Source organism: Saezia sanguinis (genome assembly GCF_003991585.1).
Lineage (GTDB): Bacteria > Pseudomonadota > Gammaproteobacteria > Burkholderiales > Burkholderiaceae_C > Saezia > Saezia sanguinis.
On record NZ_PQSP01000007.1, the window covers coordinates 13,697 to 31,447 of the forward strand.

Genomic DNA, 17,751 nt, shown 5'->3' on the forward strand with positions numbered 1-17,751 from the left:
GACCCTTCCCGATGACAGATTCAACAAATCAGGCCAAGAACCGCCTGCTGATACCCATCTTAACCCTTGGCGTATTTGGCATTCTGAACACCGAAATGGGCGTGGTCGGCATTATTCCGATCATCGCCAGGCAATTTGACATCAGCGTGCCCGACGCAGGCTGGATGGTCAGCCTGTTTGCTTTGGTGATAGCCTTTGCCGCACCTGTCGTACCGCTGTTCTTTTCCAAAATGAACCGCAAAACCGCAATGACATTGGCACTGTCAGTATTTGTCATCAGCAATATAGTTTCCATTTTTGCTCAGAGCTATACCGTGCAACTGGTTTTTCGGGCTATTCCCGCCTTGTTCCACCCTGTATACATCACCATTGCCTTTACCACAGCAGCAGCTTCGGTGAGTAAACAAGACGCACCCAAAGCCGTCGCAAAACTGTTTATCGGCGTATCGGCAGGTATGGTACTGGGCGTACCGATAACCAGCTTTATCGCTGACGAATGGGGGTTCAGCACGGCCATGGTGTTCTTCACCGCGGTGAATGTCATGGTACTGGCGGCAACACTGCTGTTCGTGCCATCCATGCCGGCAGGTAATAAACTGACATATGGTGAACAGCTCGGAGTATTGAAAAAAATGATCTTATGGCTTTCGGTAACCGCCGCCATTTTAATGAACGCTGTCATGTTCGGCTTTTATAGCTACCTTTCCGATTACCTGCAATCGGTTACGCTGCTGCCTTTTAAAATCATCAGTCTGTTGCTATTTGTGTATGGAATGGCAAATATCATCGGCAACGTTTTTGCTGGCAGATTGCTTGCCAGAGCACCCTCCCCAACGCTCATGACCATGCCCGTACTACTGCTCGCCTTGTATGCTTTGCTGTTTGTGATGGGCAAGTCCGCCTTTGCCGTCACAGCCATTCTGCTACCGCTCGGGATCGCCGTCGGCATTGCCAACAACGGTAATCAATACATGGTCAGCACCGCCGCTCCTGAAGCGCCAGAGTTCACAAACGGATTATTCCTGACCGCAGCCAACCTTGGCACCACACTGGGAACATTTGTTTGCGGGCTGTTCATTTCAGGCTGGGGTGCGCAATACGCCATACTTAGCGCAATGCTGTTTGCCGCACTGGGAATTATCGGAATCGCTTTGAGAACATATCTGTACAAACCCAAAGGCCCATCTGAAAACTACGCCACCCCGACACTGGCATCAACTTGAATGTCAAAACTCCGCCAACATTATGAACAGGCACATGACTTGCCCATATACTTAAATTAATCGGTTTGGGGAAATTTCAATGCGTGTCTGCAGACAGAAAAGCACAAAACGCCTTAATTTCTAATGATTTTCAGCCTTTAGCGAAAGACTAAAATAGAGAATTGGAGCGGGAAACGCACTCCGAAATATCGGCCCAAGTCTTTGAGGTAATAAGAAATTTTTCCTTGTACCTCTAACTCGTGTACTACATTTTGTACTATTTGTTTAAAGTTGGCAACCACTAATAATGTCAAGCAAAGCAGACTCTATGAAGTGAGGCAAATGCTTTGAAGCAGCTCAGTAACAAAGGGTTATAAGGGAATGGTCACAAAGGCAAAGGCGCCATTACTGCGTAATGGCTTCTACTTTTAAAAGCAGTTAGATACCGGGGAAAAGGAAAAGGCCAGTGTACATCAGACACATTTCAATCGGTTCACTTTTACCACCGTAAATATAAAAAAGCCGAGAGCGTTCAGAATTCTGTGTCAAGCATAGAGTGTATTAAAAAATCTTGAATATTTGTCTCTATTTTCACTCAATTAGGGTGTGTTAACACTACTTGTAAAGCATGGGAGAGCATCAGATAAATGTTACGGCTTAGTGTTAACACGCCCTAACGATTATGTAATTAAGGGGCACAGTCTAGTTGTATGTCAAAGTGACCGTTGCAACCGTATTGGCCGTACCGCTTATTATTGTACTTCCCGTTTGATAATAACGAGCCTGTAAAGAAATATCAAAAGAACCACCGGCAATCGTCCCCAAACTTTTGGCTGAAGACAATGTCAATGGTATATCCTGATATAGCAATTGGATGCCAATACCGCTGGCAGTCGAACCGCTATCCAAAACTAAAATACCGTTTTGTGGGTCGCTGCTGTTGCCTTCAATAGTAAAACTCAGCAGTGTATTTCCATCGCATTCAACGGGAATAAAAAATTGCTTGATTGCTGTTGTACTTCCTATGCCGCTAAAGTTATTTCTGGGCAATGTTCCCATGTTTACATTGATCGGATTGGTTGTCACTGTACATGACACCGTTTGTATGACAGTTTGAGCAACTGTTATGCTTTGCGTGACAATGATACCACCGGGAAAATAGCCGCCAGATCCTCTGGCACTGAGCGCAAACCGTATCGTAGACAACTGACCGGCATTAATAGTACCCGTTTTGACCAGCGTAAATTCCTCTGTAACTATAACAGTACCTTCTCTTATATTTAACGGTAACACATTAGCAGTATTATTACTAACTGACATTGACGACCTCGTTACCCATGAACCATCATTAGCCTGACTCTTCCAATGCATACCAACACCAGGATAAAGTGTATTAAGGATATCACCGGATGGTGTGCCAAGAGCAGGATTGCTGCCAGTTGTATAAAGCTGCCAAGTTTGGCCCGAAGGGAGATCATTGCCATTGCAGTAGACTGAGTAACTGACTATTGCGGTTGCTAGGGAATCACCAACACCCTTGTTTGCTACGTTAACATTTCCTCCGGGAAATACTACTGTAATATCCGGTGGTGCAAAGCTGCAGCCGGCCTGCACAGTATAAGACAACAGCAAACAAACATTCAAAATCAGCAAGCGAATATAGGTTTTCATCATGATCAAGACTTTTGAAACAACATATCATTCACAGTTCAGACTCTCCTGCCGGATGCCGTGTGAATGATCTGCTTGAAAATTAAATTCTGTCTGGCATTTCTGCCCTCCTCCCCAGCTCACTTCAAGTTTGCCCTGTGAGGGCAACCCAGCAAAATAAACCTGCCCCCAGTCAGCAACAATGCTGTCATTATCTTGCCCCACGACTTTCGCCGTGGCACCAAACGGAACTAGCGAACCATGATGGGTTAAAGTAAAAAGAACTCGTGAACCAACCCTGGCATTGAAATTGGCAAGCACCAATGCGCCTCGGGTAGGCACCACCTCCCGTGTTGTTTCATCTAGGTCCACGTGGTCTTGTAATGACAGAGTATCTACGGCAATGCGGTTACTGCGATATGCGCTCAGATAAGGTACCACTGCATTCCCCCATGCGTCCGTAGCTATACCCATCTGGTTATGAATTTTTGCATCACTGATTTCAGGAATGCGTACCAGCGCCATACTTTCTCCTGGTATTTGCGACAGCGTGATCCCGTAAGGATGGACAAACACGCCGCCTTGCAAACCAAAGTTCAATCGCCGTGAATACTTGTCATAATTGTATCCAGCATTGATTTCCCCCATGGTGCCGCGATAGCTGGCACTCAAATTACCATTGACATGATGGTCGCGGCTTGCATAGCCCTGGCTAACACTGTAGCTCAGATTGTGATCCGCCAGCGCTGTACCGCTGACGCCCATTTGTGTAATAGTTCCATTATGCTGTGTCGCCGTGCTGCTGGTATGAATCCAGTTATTTCTCAATGGACCATCTAAAGGTATTTGGATAGAAAATGAGAGCTGCCGGTCAGTTCTGCCATAGCCCGCATTTTGCGTCTGATTATAATTGAGTACATAATTGATCCGTCGGTAACTGCCGCTCCATCCGATATTAATTGTGCGATCATAGCTGCTTCTGTTCCAGTAATTCTGCTGATATGCCGACAGATATAAATTGCCTGCATGGCCTAACGACTGGGAAAGAGTAACCTGAAAACGGCTACGCTTGTTAGCATCATATATGCCGTACTCATTAGCTTCCTGAAAAGTATAAAAGTCCTGTGTCGAATAGCGATAACTGGCGAGCGTGAGCGTTGTATCAGTTTGTGTAAGTGTCTTGGCATACTGCATGCGATAGGATACGCCATGCTTTGTATCATTGTCTGGCAGTTCTGTGCGGGCGTAGGTTACGTCTACTGACGCAGATCCGAAGGCCCCCAAACCAAGACCGCTGCCTACAACCGAAGATATATAGCGATCGGAAACCAATACCCCGCTATAAAGCGTCAGATTATTTGATATACCATAGGATAAAGTGGTCATACCAAATCCGGGTTCCCGCGCTCCTGTTTGCTGCGAGTGATACTGTCCTGCCGCGAAAGCATATTTGATGCTGCCCTCACGCAACATGTTGGGCACAGAAGAAAATGGCTGGCTGAAGCGGCGCTTGCTGCCGTCAGCCTCTGTGATGGTGACCTCCAGATCTCCACTGGCGCTTGTAGGAAACAAGTCTTTGATTTCAAACGCTCCCGGAGCAACATAGGTCTGGTAAATCACTATGCCATTCTGGCGTACGGTAACCATTGCATTTGACCAGGCAATGCCACGCACGATTGGAGCAAACCCACGCAGACTCTCAGGTAACATGGCATCGTCAGACACCAGCTTGATTCCACGAAATATGATACTGTCAAAAATCTCCGATGGCGTACTGCTTTGCCCCAGCACCAGTTGCCCCTGTAACGCCTGAATATCCCGATACAGATATGTGTTAATCGACCTGAACGCATGTGAACTGTTGCTTGCATCCGAATAAGTAGAATAATTGCGCAAACGCCAGTCGCCAAGGTTCAGGCCACTTTGCAGATTGACAAAATGGTTGTCGCGGGTTTGTCCCATGTTGCGTTGCCAGGTACGAGAGCCTGTCACGTTGTAGCCAACAAATGCTGCAGGCATGCCCTGGTCCCAGCGTGCAGGGTCTATGGTGCCGTGCGCCTGCAGATCCATCGCTGCCTGCGGAATAGAAATGTCCAGACGTTGTTGTTCAAAGTACAATACGCTTTGTGCGCCAGGAATATAGGTAGAAAAATGGCTCAATGGCATCGCTTCATCCGATTCAACCAACACTGCAAATGCCTGAATTTTGACACCCATCGCTCTGAGCATGTCAGATGTCAGCAACGGCTGCAGCCGGCCATCTTCTAAAGCAACAAAAGGATAATTACCACTATCAAAATAAATGCCATTGACATATACATCCACGCGATAGGTGCCCGGAAGCTGTTCACCTTGCTCGAAACGGCTCAGATCCACTACTCCCGTATCGACCTTATCCAACGCATCAGGATTAAACCAAACCTCAGCCAAAGAAATTTGAGAGGTAAATACAACAAACAGTGCCGGTATACTGTATTTGATGAGTATTTTTATACGATGTATCATCGCGGTTCAGATAAATTTAAGTTGACAATTGTTTACGGGGCAGCAACACTTTCCGACAATCGCATCCCATGGCTGTCTACACTATCGGGAAATATAGATTTATCGGCAAACTGTGCTGTTGACGGAGACGTAATTGCACCATAGTCATTGATCGCTTGCCAGGTTACTGACACGGTTACATCTACCTTGTTAATTATTGGTACGAGAGATTCGCTAAAAGGAGCAATCATGGGAGGCATGGGCACATTGTCATGACCGATCTGCAGGGAAAACAGCGAAACAAAATAAGGTGTTGGATTTTGAATGACAACCACTCCGTCAACATATATGAATGTCAACTTCTTCCAGGCGTCATTGGCCTCATCCGTACGCAAACTCGTGGGGCGATAAAACAATTTGATGCGCGTTTTGATTGCAATCGTTAACTGGTTTGCCTCGGTTTTTTCCACTGCGGGGATGGCTTTGACATTCAACCAAAACACAGACTCCCGATCTTGTGGCAGATTTGTTTCACCCGTGAAAACTATTCTGAGTATATTTTCTTTACCAGCATCAAGACGAAATAAAGGCGGGGTAATGATAAAGGGCGCTTTGAATCCTGGATCGCTAAAATCATCCGCCCATGACTGGATCAGATGGGGAATGCCGTCTGCTGAATTTCTCACCGACAGTGTCGCTTCACGTTTGCTGGCATCATAGATCACGCGCGTGCCACCAACGCTGATGCCTTTGCCATATACAGGTTCAAATATAACCAATCCCCCTAATAATAAAAATATCAGGTAAAAAAAATGGCGGATAAAAAAAGTGTTCATGGTTTAGTCAATGTCGTTTCTCAGAATCAAGCAAAAAGCGCATAAATCATTATGCGCTTTTTGTTTCAAGTTTAGGGATAGACAACCGTAAAATTGGTTACAGCATTTGCCGTTCCAGCAGTCACCGTACTACTGGTAGCCATATACTTGGCAACAAATGTCAGTGTTGCTGAACCGCCAGCGGGTATCACTATTGAAGTTGATGGCGTATACAACGGAATCGGGGTGATGCCATTTTGTTCGTATAAAGCAACACCAACGTTGGTCGCAACACCTCCCCCACCGGTCAATGCCAAAATACTGCCATTCCCCGTATGAGCTGTGCCATCAAAAGAAACCTGTGCAGCGGTCACTGATGGTGGGCAGCTGTTGAGGCCGATTGTAAAAGTCGTTGCCGCAGCAACATCGCCAGCTGCGCCAAATATGCTGCTGCTGACAGTCCCAAGGCTAACCGTCTGACTTGCAGAAACCGTATCTACAGTACAGGCCGAATCGGTGATCGTCCCTGTAAAATTAATCGTTCCATCCGCAGCCTGCGCGACTGGAATCATGCCCAGCATCGCAGCCAATATCGCTGTTAAAGCAGATTTGTTAAAAGTAGATTTCATCGAAATATCTCCTGAGAAATTAAGGAGCAAATTGCTCTGGTTCGAATGATCTACTTTTTTGTTATACAAAGGTAAATTTAATATTTTTGTATACTATTTTTGAGGTTTTAATACCACAATACCTGTATGGTAAAGGAAGTTGACGTCTAATAGACAAGGAACTATACTGACCAGTTTTCCGCAAGCTAAATGTTGCTAACACAAGTCATCGACAAAGCGAGAGCAGATAATGGCCGCAGTAAGCTTAAACAAAGCTAGGTTCAGGGCTCATTAAAATTAGGGATGAGATGAAGTAAACATGCTGAGAGTGTTCAACGAAATGTTCAAATATAAATGACAAAGCCCCATCTATTTTGGTTATCACCAAAGCAGCTTGATTAAATTAGCCCTTACTTTCCTGTGTCTCATGGAATTACCCGCATAGATGATCGCAAGGTCATCAACGGGATTATTCATGTGTTGAGAAATGGTTTGCAATGGCGAGATGCGCCTCAAGATTATGGCTCTTATAAGACACTTTATAACCGCTTCGTACGCTGGAGCTGTATGGGGATATTTACCCAGATTTTTGATGCGTTGGCGCAAAAACAAAAAAGAGTGAATACCTGATGATTGATGCTACACATTTCAAAGCACACCGTACAACAGCTTCACTGCTTAAAAAGGGCTGCTTGCCGCGCCATCGGAAGAACCAAGGGCGGATTAAACTCTAAATTGCACATGGTGTGTAATGCACAAAGCAAACCTGTCGTCATGACACTGACCGCAGGCCAGGTCAGTGGTTATATAGAGCGTGTTATGAATTTTGAAGGATCACGGCGGCATTGCTGAACATGAGGATTGTGAAAACGATGAAATGCAGCCCGGCCAGTGTTTGGGGCAATCGCTCATAGCTGTGTGATTCATAGACATCGTTTCAATTAGAATGGTGGAATGGATGCCGCAATACGCAAGCGCTTAAGATGGATAAAGCTTTACGAAGAAACAGGAAATGCAGGCCTTGTTTGCCTCAAATGTGGTATTACAAGGCCTACCCTTCGTAAATGGTGGAAACGCTATCAAAAAGATGGCGAGCAAGGCTTGCAGGATCAAAGCCGACGACCGAATTACTCCCCTAAAAGCAAAATATCTGAAGAGCACAAAAAACTCATTACCGAACTCCGACAACGCAAACTCGGACATCGAAGAATTCATGAATCGCCCCGGGTATTGAGGAGGCTCCAACCTTTGAGAGAATGGAGCGATGAACAAGACAAAGAAATACTCACCCGAAGTGCGCGAACGTGCGGTTCGTCTGGTACAGGAGCAACGCGGCAATTACCCGTCTTTATGGGCGACAGTGCAATCCATAGCGCCCAAGATCGGTTGTTCGGGTGCGACCCTGCATGACTGGGTCAAGCGCAGTGAGATCGACAACGGCCAGCGCGAAGGGTTTACCAGCAGTGAGCGCGAACGCTTGAAACAACTTGAAAGGGAGAACAAGGAACTGCGCCGAGCCAATGATATTCTCAAGGCGGCCAGTGCGTTTTTTGCCCAGGCGGAGCTCGACTGCCAATTGAAGAGATGAAGCGCCTGATTGATCAAAAGCGCCATGTCTTTGGGGTCGAGCCAATGTGCAAGGTATTGAACATTGCCCCTTCATGCTACTTCAGACATGCCGCCCGGTCGCATAACCCGGCCCTTCGCAGCCCGCGAGCCAAGCACGACGATATTCTGATGACCGAGATTGAACGGGTCTGGCAGGCCAATTTGCAAGTCTACGGCACCCGCAAGATGTGGCATCAACTGCAACGCGAAGGCATTGTGGCGGCCCGCTGCAGCGTTGAACGCCTGATGCGTAGGCTGGGACTGCAGGGAGCGCGTCGGGGCAAAAAGGTGCGAACCACCATCGCTGACAAGCTCGCCCCTTGTCCGCTGGATCACGTTAATCGCCAATTTCATGCCAAGCGCCCCAATGAACTGTGGGTGTCTGATTTTACCTACGTCTCAACCTGGCAGGGCTGGTTATATGTGGCCTTTGTCATTGACGTGTTTGCAAGACGCATTGTCGGATGGAAACTCAGTACCAACATGCATACCGACTTTGTGCTTGATGCGCTCGAACAGGCCCTGTATGACAGAGTTCCGCCACAAAATGCACTGATACATCACTCGGACAGAGGATCACAATATGTGTCCATCCGTTATACCCAAAGACTCAAACAGGCCGGTATTGAACCTTCTGTAGGCTCCCGTGGCGACAGTTACGATAATGCCCTGGCTGAAACCATCAATGGCCTGTATAAAACCGAGCTCATTCATAAGCGGGGGCCATGGAAAAACAGGCAGTCTCTGGAGATGGCCACCCTGCAATGGGTACATTGGTACAATAACCATCGATTGCTGGGCTCAATCGGCTATATACCACCGGTTCAGGCTGAGGCTCAATACTGGGAGAATCTACTATCTGACAACTCTAAAACCGAACTGATTACTTTGACCAACTAGCCTCCTCAATACCCGGGGCGATTCATATCGAGATTGGCCTATATGATTTTTTATAGCGTTTAAACGCTGATGTTGTGGGAAGTGTAAAGGAAAATCACTGCGGCAACTCTGGTCATACCGGCACTGTGTAGGGATATTATCAAACCTCAATGAATATCGACCCTGATTAAATTCTTACTCACTTTTGACTAAGAATTTAAACAGGCGACAAGCGCAGCGCGTCAGCCCTAATTTATGTGTTCTGGCGCAATGTTTTGATGTTTTTGGGGCATATTTAACTGAACTAGTTTGGATGAAATCAGACACTTAGCTTGAAAAAGAGAGAGTTACCAGTTTTGATAATGGGTATCGAATCCTTTAATCAAAACTTAAAAGAGGTAACTCTCATGCTATATACTACCAACCAAATCATCAAGCATAAAGTAGGCTTGTTAAATCTGGCCGAAGAGCTTCACAATGTGTCCAGGGCCTGCAAAGTCATGGGTGTATCAAGAGACACGTTTTATCGCTACAAAGAGCTGGCAGATCAAGGCGGTGTGGATTCTTTGATTAATCGCAGCAAGCGTGTCCCCAACCTAAAGAACCGAGTCGACGATCAAACCGAGCAAGCTGTTGTGACATATGCTATTGATTTCCCCGCGTATGGTCAACATCGAACTAGCAATGAATTGCGTAAACAAGGTATTTTTGTCTCTGGCAGTGGTGTACGCTCGATCTGGTTACGTCATAGTCTGGAAAATTTCAAGAAGCGCCTGGAAGCTTTAGAGAAGAAAGTAGCCCAGGAAGGCATTATTCTCAACGATGCACAAATAGCGGCGCTGGAGAAGAAAAAGCATGACGATGAGGCTTGCGGGGAGATCGAAACGGCGCATCCCGGTTATTTGGGCTCACAGGATACTTTCTATGTAGGCAATCTCAAGGGGGTAGGCCGTATTTACCAGCAAACCTTCGTAGATACGTATTCAAAAGTAGCTCACTGCAAGCTCTACACCAGCAAGACACCTATTACAGCAGCAGATCTGCTCAATGACAAGGTGTTGCCATTTTATACCTCGCACGAACTTCCTATGCTGCGCATACTCACTGACAGAGGTACAGAGTTCTGTGGCGCTGTCGAGCGTCACGACTATCAGTTATATTTGGCTCTTAACGACATTGATCACACGAAAACCAAAGCCATGTCACCTCAAACCAATGGTATCTGTGAGAGGTTTCATAAAACCATCCTACAGGAGTTTTACCAGATCACCTTCAGGAAGAAACTTTATTCTACGTTGGATGAACTCCAGCAAGACCTTGATGTCTGGCTGGAATTCTACAATAATGAAAGAACGCATCAGGGCAAAATGTGCTGTGGGAGAACTCCTATGCAAACTTTGCTTGAGGCCAAGCTGATCTGGCAGGAGAAAAACCTGAATCAGATCTAAACTGACAGATACCCTGCAAATACTGGTAACTGTCTGATCGGGTCTGAGCTAGTACAATTTAACAGATTTAAAATAGTTCATTCCATAGACATTCACCTGCGTCCACTGCCCTAAACAGCTCTTGCATTCACGTTTTAACCTCCCTACAATCAAATGACTTAGCGTGCTTGTTAGCACATAAGCCCAGAGATACGAACTCTTGGAGTATCTGCTTCGTCAGAAGTCGAGTCATTTTTCTTCACACCCGTTACATACACGGCATCACTCCCTCCGTTTGGGCGAGTGTACGCCTTTTCCAGCGCCGTATGTGCCAGATACTTTCCCCTGGCGACAACTGCGCCAACCTACTCAAAAGCTGAACATTGCCGCAAACAAGCCCTGTCACTACCTGTAGTGACAGGGCGGGCAAACCGGCTCTGCAAGCCATTTTGAAAAGCGTTTCTCATAGTTATCGTCTCGTGACGATGCCCTTTTCTCTTCTGCCATTGCGTTTTCGCACTCTCCTGTCTCAATGCTTTATCAACTACTCATAAGGAGGTTCATTTAACCCAACCTGTATTTATTCCTTTTGTCTTTCCCTGCGTAGACCGCTTTCAACAGAAAGCACCGCAGGCGCTCCAACTGGAGCAACAGATGTCGCTGATACATCTGGCCCTTGTCTGTTAAGCAACGGCTTACAGGAACCTGTCTCCTTCACTGGATCGGGTTGGCAATAACATTAACCATTTTTGAATTCAGCAAACGACCAGAAGATATTTTTTGATGATGCAGCAATGATGAGGTGTTTGATTCGTGGATGACCTGACTTACCAGCTTAAACAATTGTGCCACCGCTCCCATGATGGCGCCCCCAATACGCAAAGCGACCGCCTCAAAATATTGCGACTGTGTGCCAGTGAACTGATCGAACTGGGATTTCGCCATATGAAAGCGACTTCCCTGAAACCCAAACATATCGAAGCACTGGTGCAGACGTGGAAACAGCAGGATTTGTCGGCAGGCACGATTAAAAACAGAATGGCTGCACTGCGCTGGTGGGCTGAGAAGGTGAACCGTTCCAGTGTTATCCCCAAAGACAATACGACATTGGGAATAGAAAAGCGGGTTTATGTCACCAAAAACAATAAAGCCAAAACACTGGATGGAGACAAGCTCAGCCTGGTCACTGACGCCCATATCCAGATGAGCCTGAAATTACAGGCGGCCTTCGGACTCAGAAGAAAGGAGTCTATCAAGTTCATCGTGAGCGATGCCGATAAGGGCGACCATATTGAGCTGAAAGGCTCATGGACCAAAGGCGGCAAGCCCAGAAGTATCCCTGTCAGGACACCTGCACAAAGGCAGTTGCTTGATGAACTGCACCGGTTTGCAGGTAAAGGGTCACTGATACCCCAAGAGAAAAGTTATATCCAGCAACGGCATGTCTATGAGGGTCAATGCAAACAGTCCGGATTGAGTAACATGCATGGACTGAGGCACCAATACGCTCAGGAGCGTTATGAGGAGTTTACCGGATGGAAAGCGCCCAAGGCAGAAGGCCCTGCTCAAAAATCTCTTTCAACAGAGGAAAGAGTGATAGACCAACAGGCCAGACAGACGATCAGCCGAGAGCTCGGGCATGAGCGCCTTGAGGTGGTCGCGGTTTATGTTGGGACTTGATGCGTACCGGCCCATACTTATGTTAAATATTGTGTAAAAGTGCACCAAAGAACCATAGGATTACAGTGCAAAAGTGCACCACCTGTGGAAGCAACTAACCTCTAGGCATTTTTGCCGGAGAAATCTTTGGATGTTACTAATGGAAACAATAGCAAAAATAAGAAGGCTTTTTTATAAAGACAAACTATCACGTAGAGAAATAGCCAAACGCCTAAGGCTTAACAGAAGAACGGTGAGCAAACACCTAAACACTACAGAGCCGCCCAAATACCAACGCAGTAAACAGGAGTACCCCAAACTTGGGCCTCACCTTGAGTTTATTAATGCACATTTACTGGCTGATGCCGCCAAGCCTGCCAAGGAGCGTTTAAGCATCCGCAGGTTCTTTGAGCTGTTAAAGAGCCAGGGTTATGAAGGGCAATACAGTGCATTAAGTGCTTATGCCAGGCGTTTTAATGCTCAACAGCGCTTAAAGGAAACAAAGGTCTTTATTCCTCAGAGCTTTGGTATAGCTGAGGCGTACCAGTTTGACTGGAGTGTTGAAACGGTGAAATTGGCTGGCGAGCTCGTTAAAGTCAATGTTGCCCACTTTCGACTTTGCCACAGCCGAGCGTTTTTTATCAAGGCTTACCCAAATCAGCAAATGGAAATGCTCATGGATGCACACAATCAAGCCTTTGAGTTCTTTGGAGGTACTTGCTCGCGAGGCATCTATGACAATATGAAGACTGCTGTTATTGCCATTCAAACAGGCAAGGAGCGTACATGGAATGAACAGTTCCTGGGGCTGATGAATCATTACCTCGTTGAGCCTGTTGCCTGCACACCTGCCTCAGGTTGGGAGAAGGGACAAGTGGAGCGCCAGGTTAAAACCTTGCGTAAGCGATTATTTGAACCCACCCTGTCTTTTACCAATGTGCAAGAGCTTAACGCGTATCTGCGTGAGCAGTGCAGTTTGCTGATGCATGAGTTCAGACACCCTGAGGATAAAAAGATAACGGTTGCTCAGGCCCTGGAAGTCGAGAAAGGCTCTTTAACACGCTGTAGCACTTATCCTTGGTATCGGGCCAAACTCGTTTATGTCAGCAATCTGTCCCTGGTTGTATATCAGGGTCATAAATACAGCGTGCCTTGTGAGTTTGCTGGCAAAGAGGTGACATTGCAGGTTTTTGCTCAGCAGATCAAGGTTGTTTATCAAGGCCAATGCGTTGCCACACACGAGCGCAGCTTTGTTAAAAATGCCTCTTCGTATAACGCATGGCATTACTTAAGTGCCTTAAAGCGTAAACCAGGTGCATTACGCAATGGAGAACCCTTTTTAAACTGGCAATTGCCTGCACCTTTGCTTGAGCTTCAAAAATGCCTGCTTGCCAAGCCTAAAGGTGATAAAGCCATGGTTGAACTGCTTAGTCTGATTGCCGAGCATGGGGACGATACAGGCATTACAGCAGCAAGTCTGGCATTGGAAGAAGGCGTTCCAACTGTAGAGGCTGTATGTAATATTATCAATCGGCTCAATGAACCCATTATTCCTAAAATAAAAGGCAAGGAAATTCCTTTGAATACGCCACCGCAAGCAAACTGCGTGCGCTATGACAACCTACTCAAAGGAGAACTCCATGCCACGCGCTGAATGCCTTGATATCCTTAACCAGTTAAAGCTCACTGCCATGAGCTCCTATTGGGATGAAATTGTGACTGATGGTATCAGGCGTAAACGCTCTACGTTTGATATTTTACACAGACTGCTCAAAGCTGAACAAGCTCAAAGGCAAATTCGCAGTATTGAGTATCGCATCAATCAGGCCAAATTCCCCGCACATAAAACGCTGGCTGAGTTTGACTTTAAAGCCAGCCCTGTCAATAAACCCGCCATTGAATTGTTCATGGATAACTCATTTATTGAAGATAAGCGCAACCTCATCTTTGTTGGTGGACCTGGAACGGGTAAAACTCACCTGGCCTCAGCTATTGGCATTAATGCTGCATCAACGGGCAAAAAGGTGCGTTTCTGGAATGTGCTTGATCTGGTTAACAAGCTTGAACTGGACAAGGACTCCAACCAATACAAACTCAATACTCAGATGATCAAGTATGACCTGGTCATTCTTGATGAGTTGGGCTATTTACCCTTCTCTCAAAAAGGTGGGGCTTTGTTGTTTCATCTCATTAGCCAGTTACATGAGCATGTCAGTATTGTCATTACAACCAATCTGGCCTTCTCTGAATGGGCTACTTTATTTGCTGATGAAAAGATGACCACTGCACTATTAGACAGGCTTGTTCATCATTGCGATATTGTTGAAACAGGTAATGATTCTTACCGTTTTAAACACAGGTCTTGAAGTGGTGCACTTTTAGACCGTTACCCCGGTGCACTATTCCACTGTATTTGACACATACTTAATCTGAAACCTTTTTGATTCTGCTCAGAATCGAATCTGATAGTCGTCTCAGTGTCAGTAACGGATGTTCATCAATTCAATTTGTAAGTCAGCTCAATCCAACAAAGGCTTGGAAGCACACAGATCTCTCAGGGCAATTAACTAAATTTCATAAGAGACACTCGTAATAGCGAGAGCTTTAAGGCAAAATAGGTTATCCGTCTGAATTTGGAAAACGACAATAATGGCAAGAAGACCTAAAGAAATCAAAGCAGAACCTTTAGAGGTTATCCTTTGGAAAGCGGCTGACAAGTTGCGTAAAAACATTGATGCGGCCGAATACAAGCATGTTGTACTGGGGCTGATTTTCCTTAAATACATTTCTGATTCTTTTGAGTCACATTATGAATTACTGAAAGCTGGTCAAGGTGAATTTGCTGGTGCTGATCCGGAAGATAAAGACGAGTACACCGCTTATAACGTGTTCTTTGTGCCGGAACAGGCACGATGGAGCTATCTGATATCTCAGGCCAAGCAACCGAAAATCGGTATTTTTGTTGATAAAGCAATGGAGCTTATCGAAGCCGATAATCCTCAATTAAAAGGCGTGCTGCCAAAGGTCTATGCCCGTCAAAACCTTGATGCCACCGTACTGGGTGAACTGATTGACTTGGTTGGCAATATTGCATTAGGCGATGCCAAAGCGCGTTCTGCTGATGTTTTGGGGCATGTATTCGAATACTTTCTGGGAGAGTTTGCGCTGGCAGAAGGTAAACAAGGTGGCCAATTCTATACGCCAAAATCCATTGTAGCTCTCTTGGTCAATATGTTAGAACCGTACAAAGGCCGGGTCTTTGATCCCTGCTGTGGTTCTGGCGGTATGTTTGTTCAATCAGAAAAGTTTGTTGAAGCCCATCAAGGTAATATTGACGATATTTCGATTTACGGTCAGGAATCCAACCAGACAACATGGCGTCTGGCAAAAATGAACCTGGCTATTCGTGGTATTAATTCTGAACATGTCCGGTGGAACAGCGAAGGCTCTTTCCTCAATGACGCGCATAAAGATTTAAAAGCTGATTTTATCATCGCTAATCCACCGTTTAATGTTTCCGACTGGTCAGGAGAACAACTACGCGAAGATGCCCGCTGGCAATATGGCACTCCACCTGCGGGTAACGCCAACTTTGCCTGGATGCAACATTTCCTCTATCACCTCTCGCCTAAAGGCCAAGCAGGTGTTGTGCTGGCAAAAGGCGCTTTAACCTCTAAAACCTCTGGTGAAGGTGATATCCGCGCTGCACTGGTTAAAGATGCCAATGTGATTGACTGTATTGTTAACTTACCTGCCAAGCTGTTCCTGAATACCCAGATTCCAGCAGCGTTATGGTTTATGCGCCGTGATCGTCAAAACAGCGCTCGGTATTGCGATCGCAGTAAAGAAATTCTGTTTATTGATGCTCGTAATCTTGGTCACTTGATTAATCGCCGTACCAAAGTGCTTTCCGACGACGATATCAAAACTATCGCTGATACTTATCATAACTGGCGTAACAAAGACGGTGACTATGAGGATATTGCTGGCTTCTGCGCTTCCGTAGATATTGATAAAGTCGCTGGATTGGATTATGTGCTAACACCGGGCCGTTACGTTGGTCTTGCTGATGAAGAAGATGATTTCGACTTTAAAGAACGCTTTACTGCATTGAAAGCTGAATTTGAAGCTCAACTGAAAGAAGAAGCCCGACTGAATAAGGCTATCGCTGAAAATCTGGCGAAGGTGAGGTTATGAGTGAGTGGTTAGAAGATACACTAGGTAATTATGTAGCTATTCAAACAGGCCCCTTTGGTAGCTTATTACATGCCTCAGACTATGTCCCAGCAGGTATTCCTTCAATTATGCCAGTTAATATTGGGTCTGCACGGAATATCGTTCAGGACAAGATCTGTCATATTTCTAAGTCTGACGCTAATAGGTTAGAAAAATATCTTGTTCATAAAAATGACATCATTTATAGCCGAAGAGGTGATGTTGAGAAATGTGCTTTAATCACAGAAAGAGAAAATGGTTGGTTGTGTGGAACTGGTTGCCTAAGAATTAGAATTCATAATAAAAAGTTGGACTCCATATTCTGCTCATATTACTTATCTACAGACACAGTTAAATCTTGGGTATCAGCCAATGCGGTTGGAACCACAATGCCAAATTTAAATAGTAGTATTCTCAATAGATTACCTATTTTAGTTCCTTCGCTATCGGAACAAAAAGCCATCGCCTCTGTGCTGTCCTCTCTTGATAACAAAATAGACCTGCTTCATCGCCAAAATAAAACGCTGGAATCTATGGCTGAAACGCTGTTTAGGCAATGGTTTATTGAATTCCCTCAAGAACATTGGGAAGAAAAATCTCTTAGTCAGATAGCCACTTTTACAAATGGGTTAGCATGTCAAAAATTCCCTGCGGTTATCGGCGAAGAAAGCCTACCTGTTCTAAAAATTAAAGAGCTTAATTCAGGTGTAACCAATGATACTGATATGGCAACTGCGAATGTCAAACCTGAGTATGTCGTTAATCATGGAGATGTAATTTTTGCATGGTCTGCATCTCTAATGGTCAAAATCTGGTCTGGTCCTAATTGTGTACTTAATCAGCATCTTTTTAATGTTAGATCTAATAAATATCCAAAATGGTTTTATTATGAATGGTGCAAATTTCACTTGAGAGAATTTATTAGTATTTCTCAAAGCCATGCTACAACTATGGGGCATATTAAAAGAAAAGATCTTGATGAAGCTATGGTAAAAATACCTTCAGATAGTGAATTAAACGTGATGTCAGTGCAGATTGAACCTTTACTAAACCAAAGAATTGAAAAGTTGAAACAAATTCAGGCATTAGAAAAACTCCGCGACACCCTTCTTCCCAAACTAATGAGCGGCGAAGTTCGGGTTCAGTATGCAGAAGAAGCAATCGAGTCAATAGCATAAAATAATAAAACGAGTAGTCAACCTGT

General features: G+C 45.4%; 15 protein-coding genes and 1 other annotated feature. Of the genes, 10 read left to right on the forward strand and 5 right to left on the reverse strand.

Annotation, left to right across the window (positions count from 1 at the left end):
* The first annotated feature begins 11 nt into the window (after window positions 1–11).
* On the forward strand, window positions 12–1,223 hold the full coding sequence (locus tag CUZ56_RS11335) for an MFS transporter (RefSeq protein WP_126980521.1): 1,212 nt from the start codon (window positions 12–14) through the stop codon (window positions 1,221–1,223).
* Between the two features lie 681 nt (window positions 1,224–1,904).
* On the opposite strand, the gene CUZ56_RS11340 is transcribed toward CUZ56_RS11335, so the two are convergent.
* The 4 genes from CUZ56_RS11340 to CUZ56_RS11355 all read right to left on the reverse strand — a co-directional run bounded on the left by CUZ56_RS11340 (window position 1,905) and on the right by CUZ56_RS11355 (window position 6,780).
* Entirely contained in the window at window positions 1,905–2,876 is a 972-nt protein-coding gene (locus CUZ56_RS11340) for a fimbrial protein (protein ID WP_126980522.1), read from the reverse strand.
* A 24-nt stretch (window positions 2,877–2,900) separates the two neighbouring features.
* On the reverse strand, window positions 2,901–5,282 hold the full coding sequence (locus CUZ56_RS11345) for a fimbria/pilus outer membrane usher protein (protein ID WP_204250889.1): 2,382 nt from the start codon (window positions 5,280–5,282) through the stop codon (window positions 2,901–2,903).
* Between the two features lie 107 nt (window positions 5,283–5,389).
* Window positions 5,390–6,172 (reverse strand): fimbrial biogenesis chaperone, encoded by a 783-nt coding sequence (locus CUZ56_RS11350; RefSeq protein ID WP_126980524.1) that lies wholly within the window; start codon window positions 6,170–6,172, stop codon window positions 5,390–5,392.
* Between the two features lie 71 nt (window positions 6,173–6,243).
* On the reverse strand, window positions 6,244–6,780 hold the full coding sequence (locus CUZ56_RS11355; RefSeq protein WP_126980525.1) for a fimbrial protein: 537 nt from the start codon (window positions 6,778–6,780) through the stop codon (window positions 6,244–6,246).
* A 381-nt stretch (window positions 6,781–7,161) separates the two neighbouring features.
* Here CUZ56_RS11355 and CUZ56_RS16370 point away from each other — a divergent pair, with 381 nt between their 5' ends.
* From CUZ56_RS16370 to CUZ56_RS11380, 4 genes are all read left to right on the forward strand, one after another.
* On the forward strand, window positions 7,162–7,389 hold the full coding sequence (locus CUZ56_RS16370; RefSeq protein WP_369126761.1) for a transposase: 228 nt from the start codon (window positions 7,162–7,164) through the stop codon (window positions 7,387–7,389).
* 324 nt (window positions 7,390–7,713) lie between these two features.
* Window positions 7,714–8,169 (forward strand): helix-turn-helix domain-containing protein, encoded by a 456-nt coding sequence (locus tag CUZ56_RS16280; RefSeq protein ID WP_275427143.1) that lies wholly within the window; start codon window positions 7,714–7,716, stop codon window positions 8,167–8,169.
* A protein-coding gene (locus tag CUZ56_RS11375) for an IS3 family transposase (RefSeq protein WP_404948041.1) occupies window positions 8,054–9,267 on the forward strand; the annotation gives its coding sequence in 2 pieces (ribosomal slippage) (window positions 8,054–8,312 and window positions 8,312–9,267; 1,215 coding nt in all). Before CUZ56_RS16280 ends, CUZ56_RS11375 begins: the two co-directional genes overlap by 116 nt.
* Window positions 8,302–8,418: a sequence feature (AL1L pseudoknot), on the forward strand. (Overlaps the previous gene by 117 nt.)
* Before the next feature lie 386 nt (window positions 9,268–9,653).
* On the forward strand, window positions 9,654–10,694 hold the full coding sequence (locus tag CUZ56_RS11380) for an IS481 family transposase (protein ID WP_126980619.1): 1,041 nt from the start codon (window positions 9,654–9,656) through the stop codon (window positions 10,692–10,694).
* Between the two features lie 693 nt (window positions 10,695–11,387).
* On the opposite strand, the gene CUZ56_RS16200 is transcribed toward CUZ56_RS11380, so the two are convergent.
* Window positions 11,388–11,618, reverse strand: coding sequence for a hypothetical protein (locus tag CUZ56_RS16200; protein ID WP_239442438.1), 231 nt, complete (start codon window positions 11,616–11,618; stop codon window positions 11,388–11,390).
* On the opposite strand from CUZ56_RS16200, the gene CUZ56_RS11385 reads away from it, so the two are divergent.
* From CUZ56_RS11385 to CUZ56_RS11410, 5 genes are all read left to right on the forward strand, one after another.
* A complete protein-coding gene (locus CUZ56_RS11385; protein ID WP_239442436.1) occupies window positions 11,517–12,353 on the forward strand; it encodes a phage integrase N-terminal domain-containing protein in 837 nt (278 codons plus the stop codon). The genes CUZ56_RS16200 and CUZ56_RS11385 overlap by 102 nt on opposite strands.
* A gap of 130 nt (window positions 12,354–12,483) precedes the next feature.
* Window positions 12,484–13,986, forward strand: a complete 1,503-nt coding sequence (gene istA, locus CUZ56_RS11395) for an IS21 family transposase (RefSeq protein ID WP_126980528.1) — start codon at window positions 12,484–12,486, stop codon at window positions 13,984–13,986.
* Window positions 13,973–14,698: an IS21-like element helper ATPase IstB gene (istB, locus tag CUZ56_RS11400; RefSeq protein ID WP_126980529.1), complete on the forward strand. Its 726-nt coding sequence runs from the start codon at window positions 13,973–13,975 to the stop codon at window positions 14,696–14,698. The genes istA and istB overlap by 14 nt, the downstream gene beginning before the upstream one ends.
* Window positions 14,699–14,981: 283 nt before the next feature.
* Window positions 14,982–16,529 (forward strand): type I restriction-modification system subunit M, encoded by a 1,548-nt coding sequence (locus CUZ56_RS11405; protein ID WP_126980530.1) that lies wholly within the window; start codon window positions 14,982–14,984, stop codon window positions 16,527–16,529.
* Window positions 16,526–17,725, forward strand: a complete 1,200-nt coding sequence (locus tag CUZ56_RS11410; RefSeq protein WP_126980531.1) for a restriction endonuclease subunit S — start codon at window positions 16,526–16,528, stop codon at window positions 17,723–17,725. Before CUZ56_RS11405 ends, CUZ56_RS11410 begins: the two co-directional genes overlap by 4 nt.
* The last annotated feature ends 26 nt before the right edge of the window (window positions 17,726–17,751 follow it).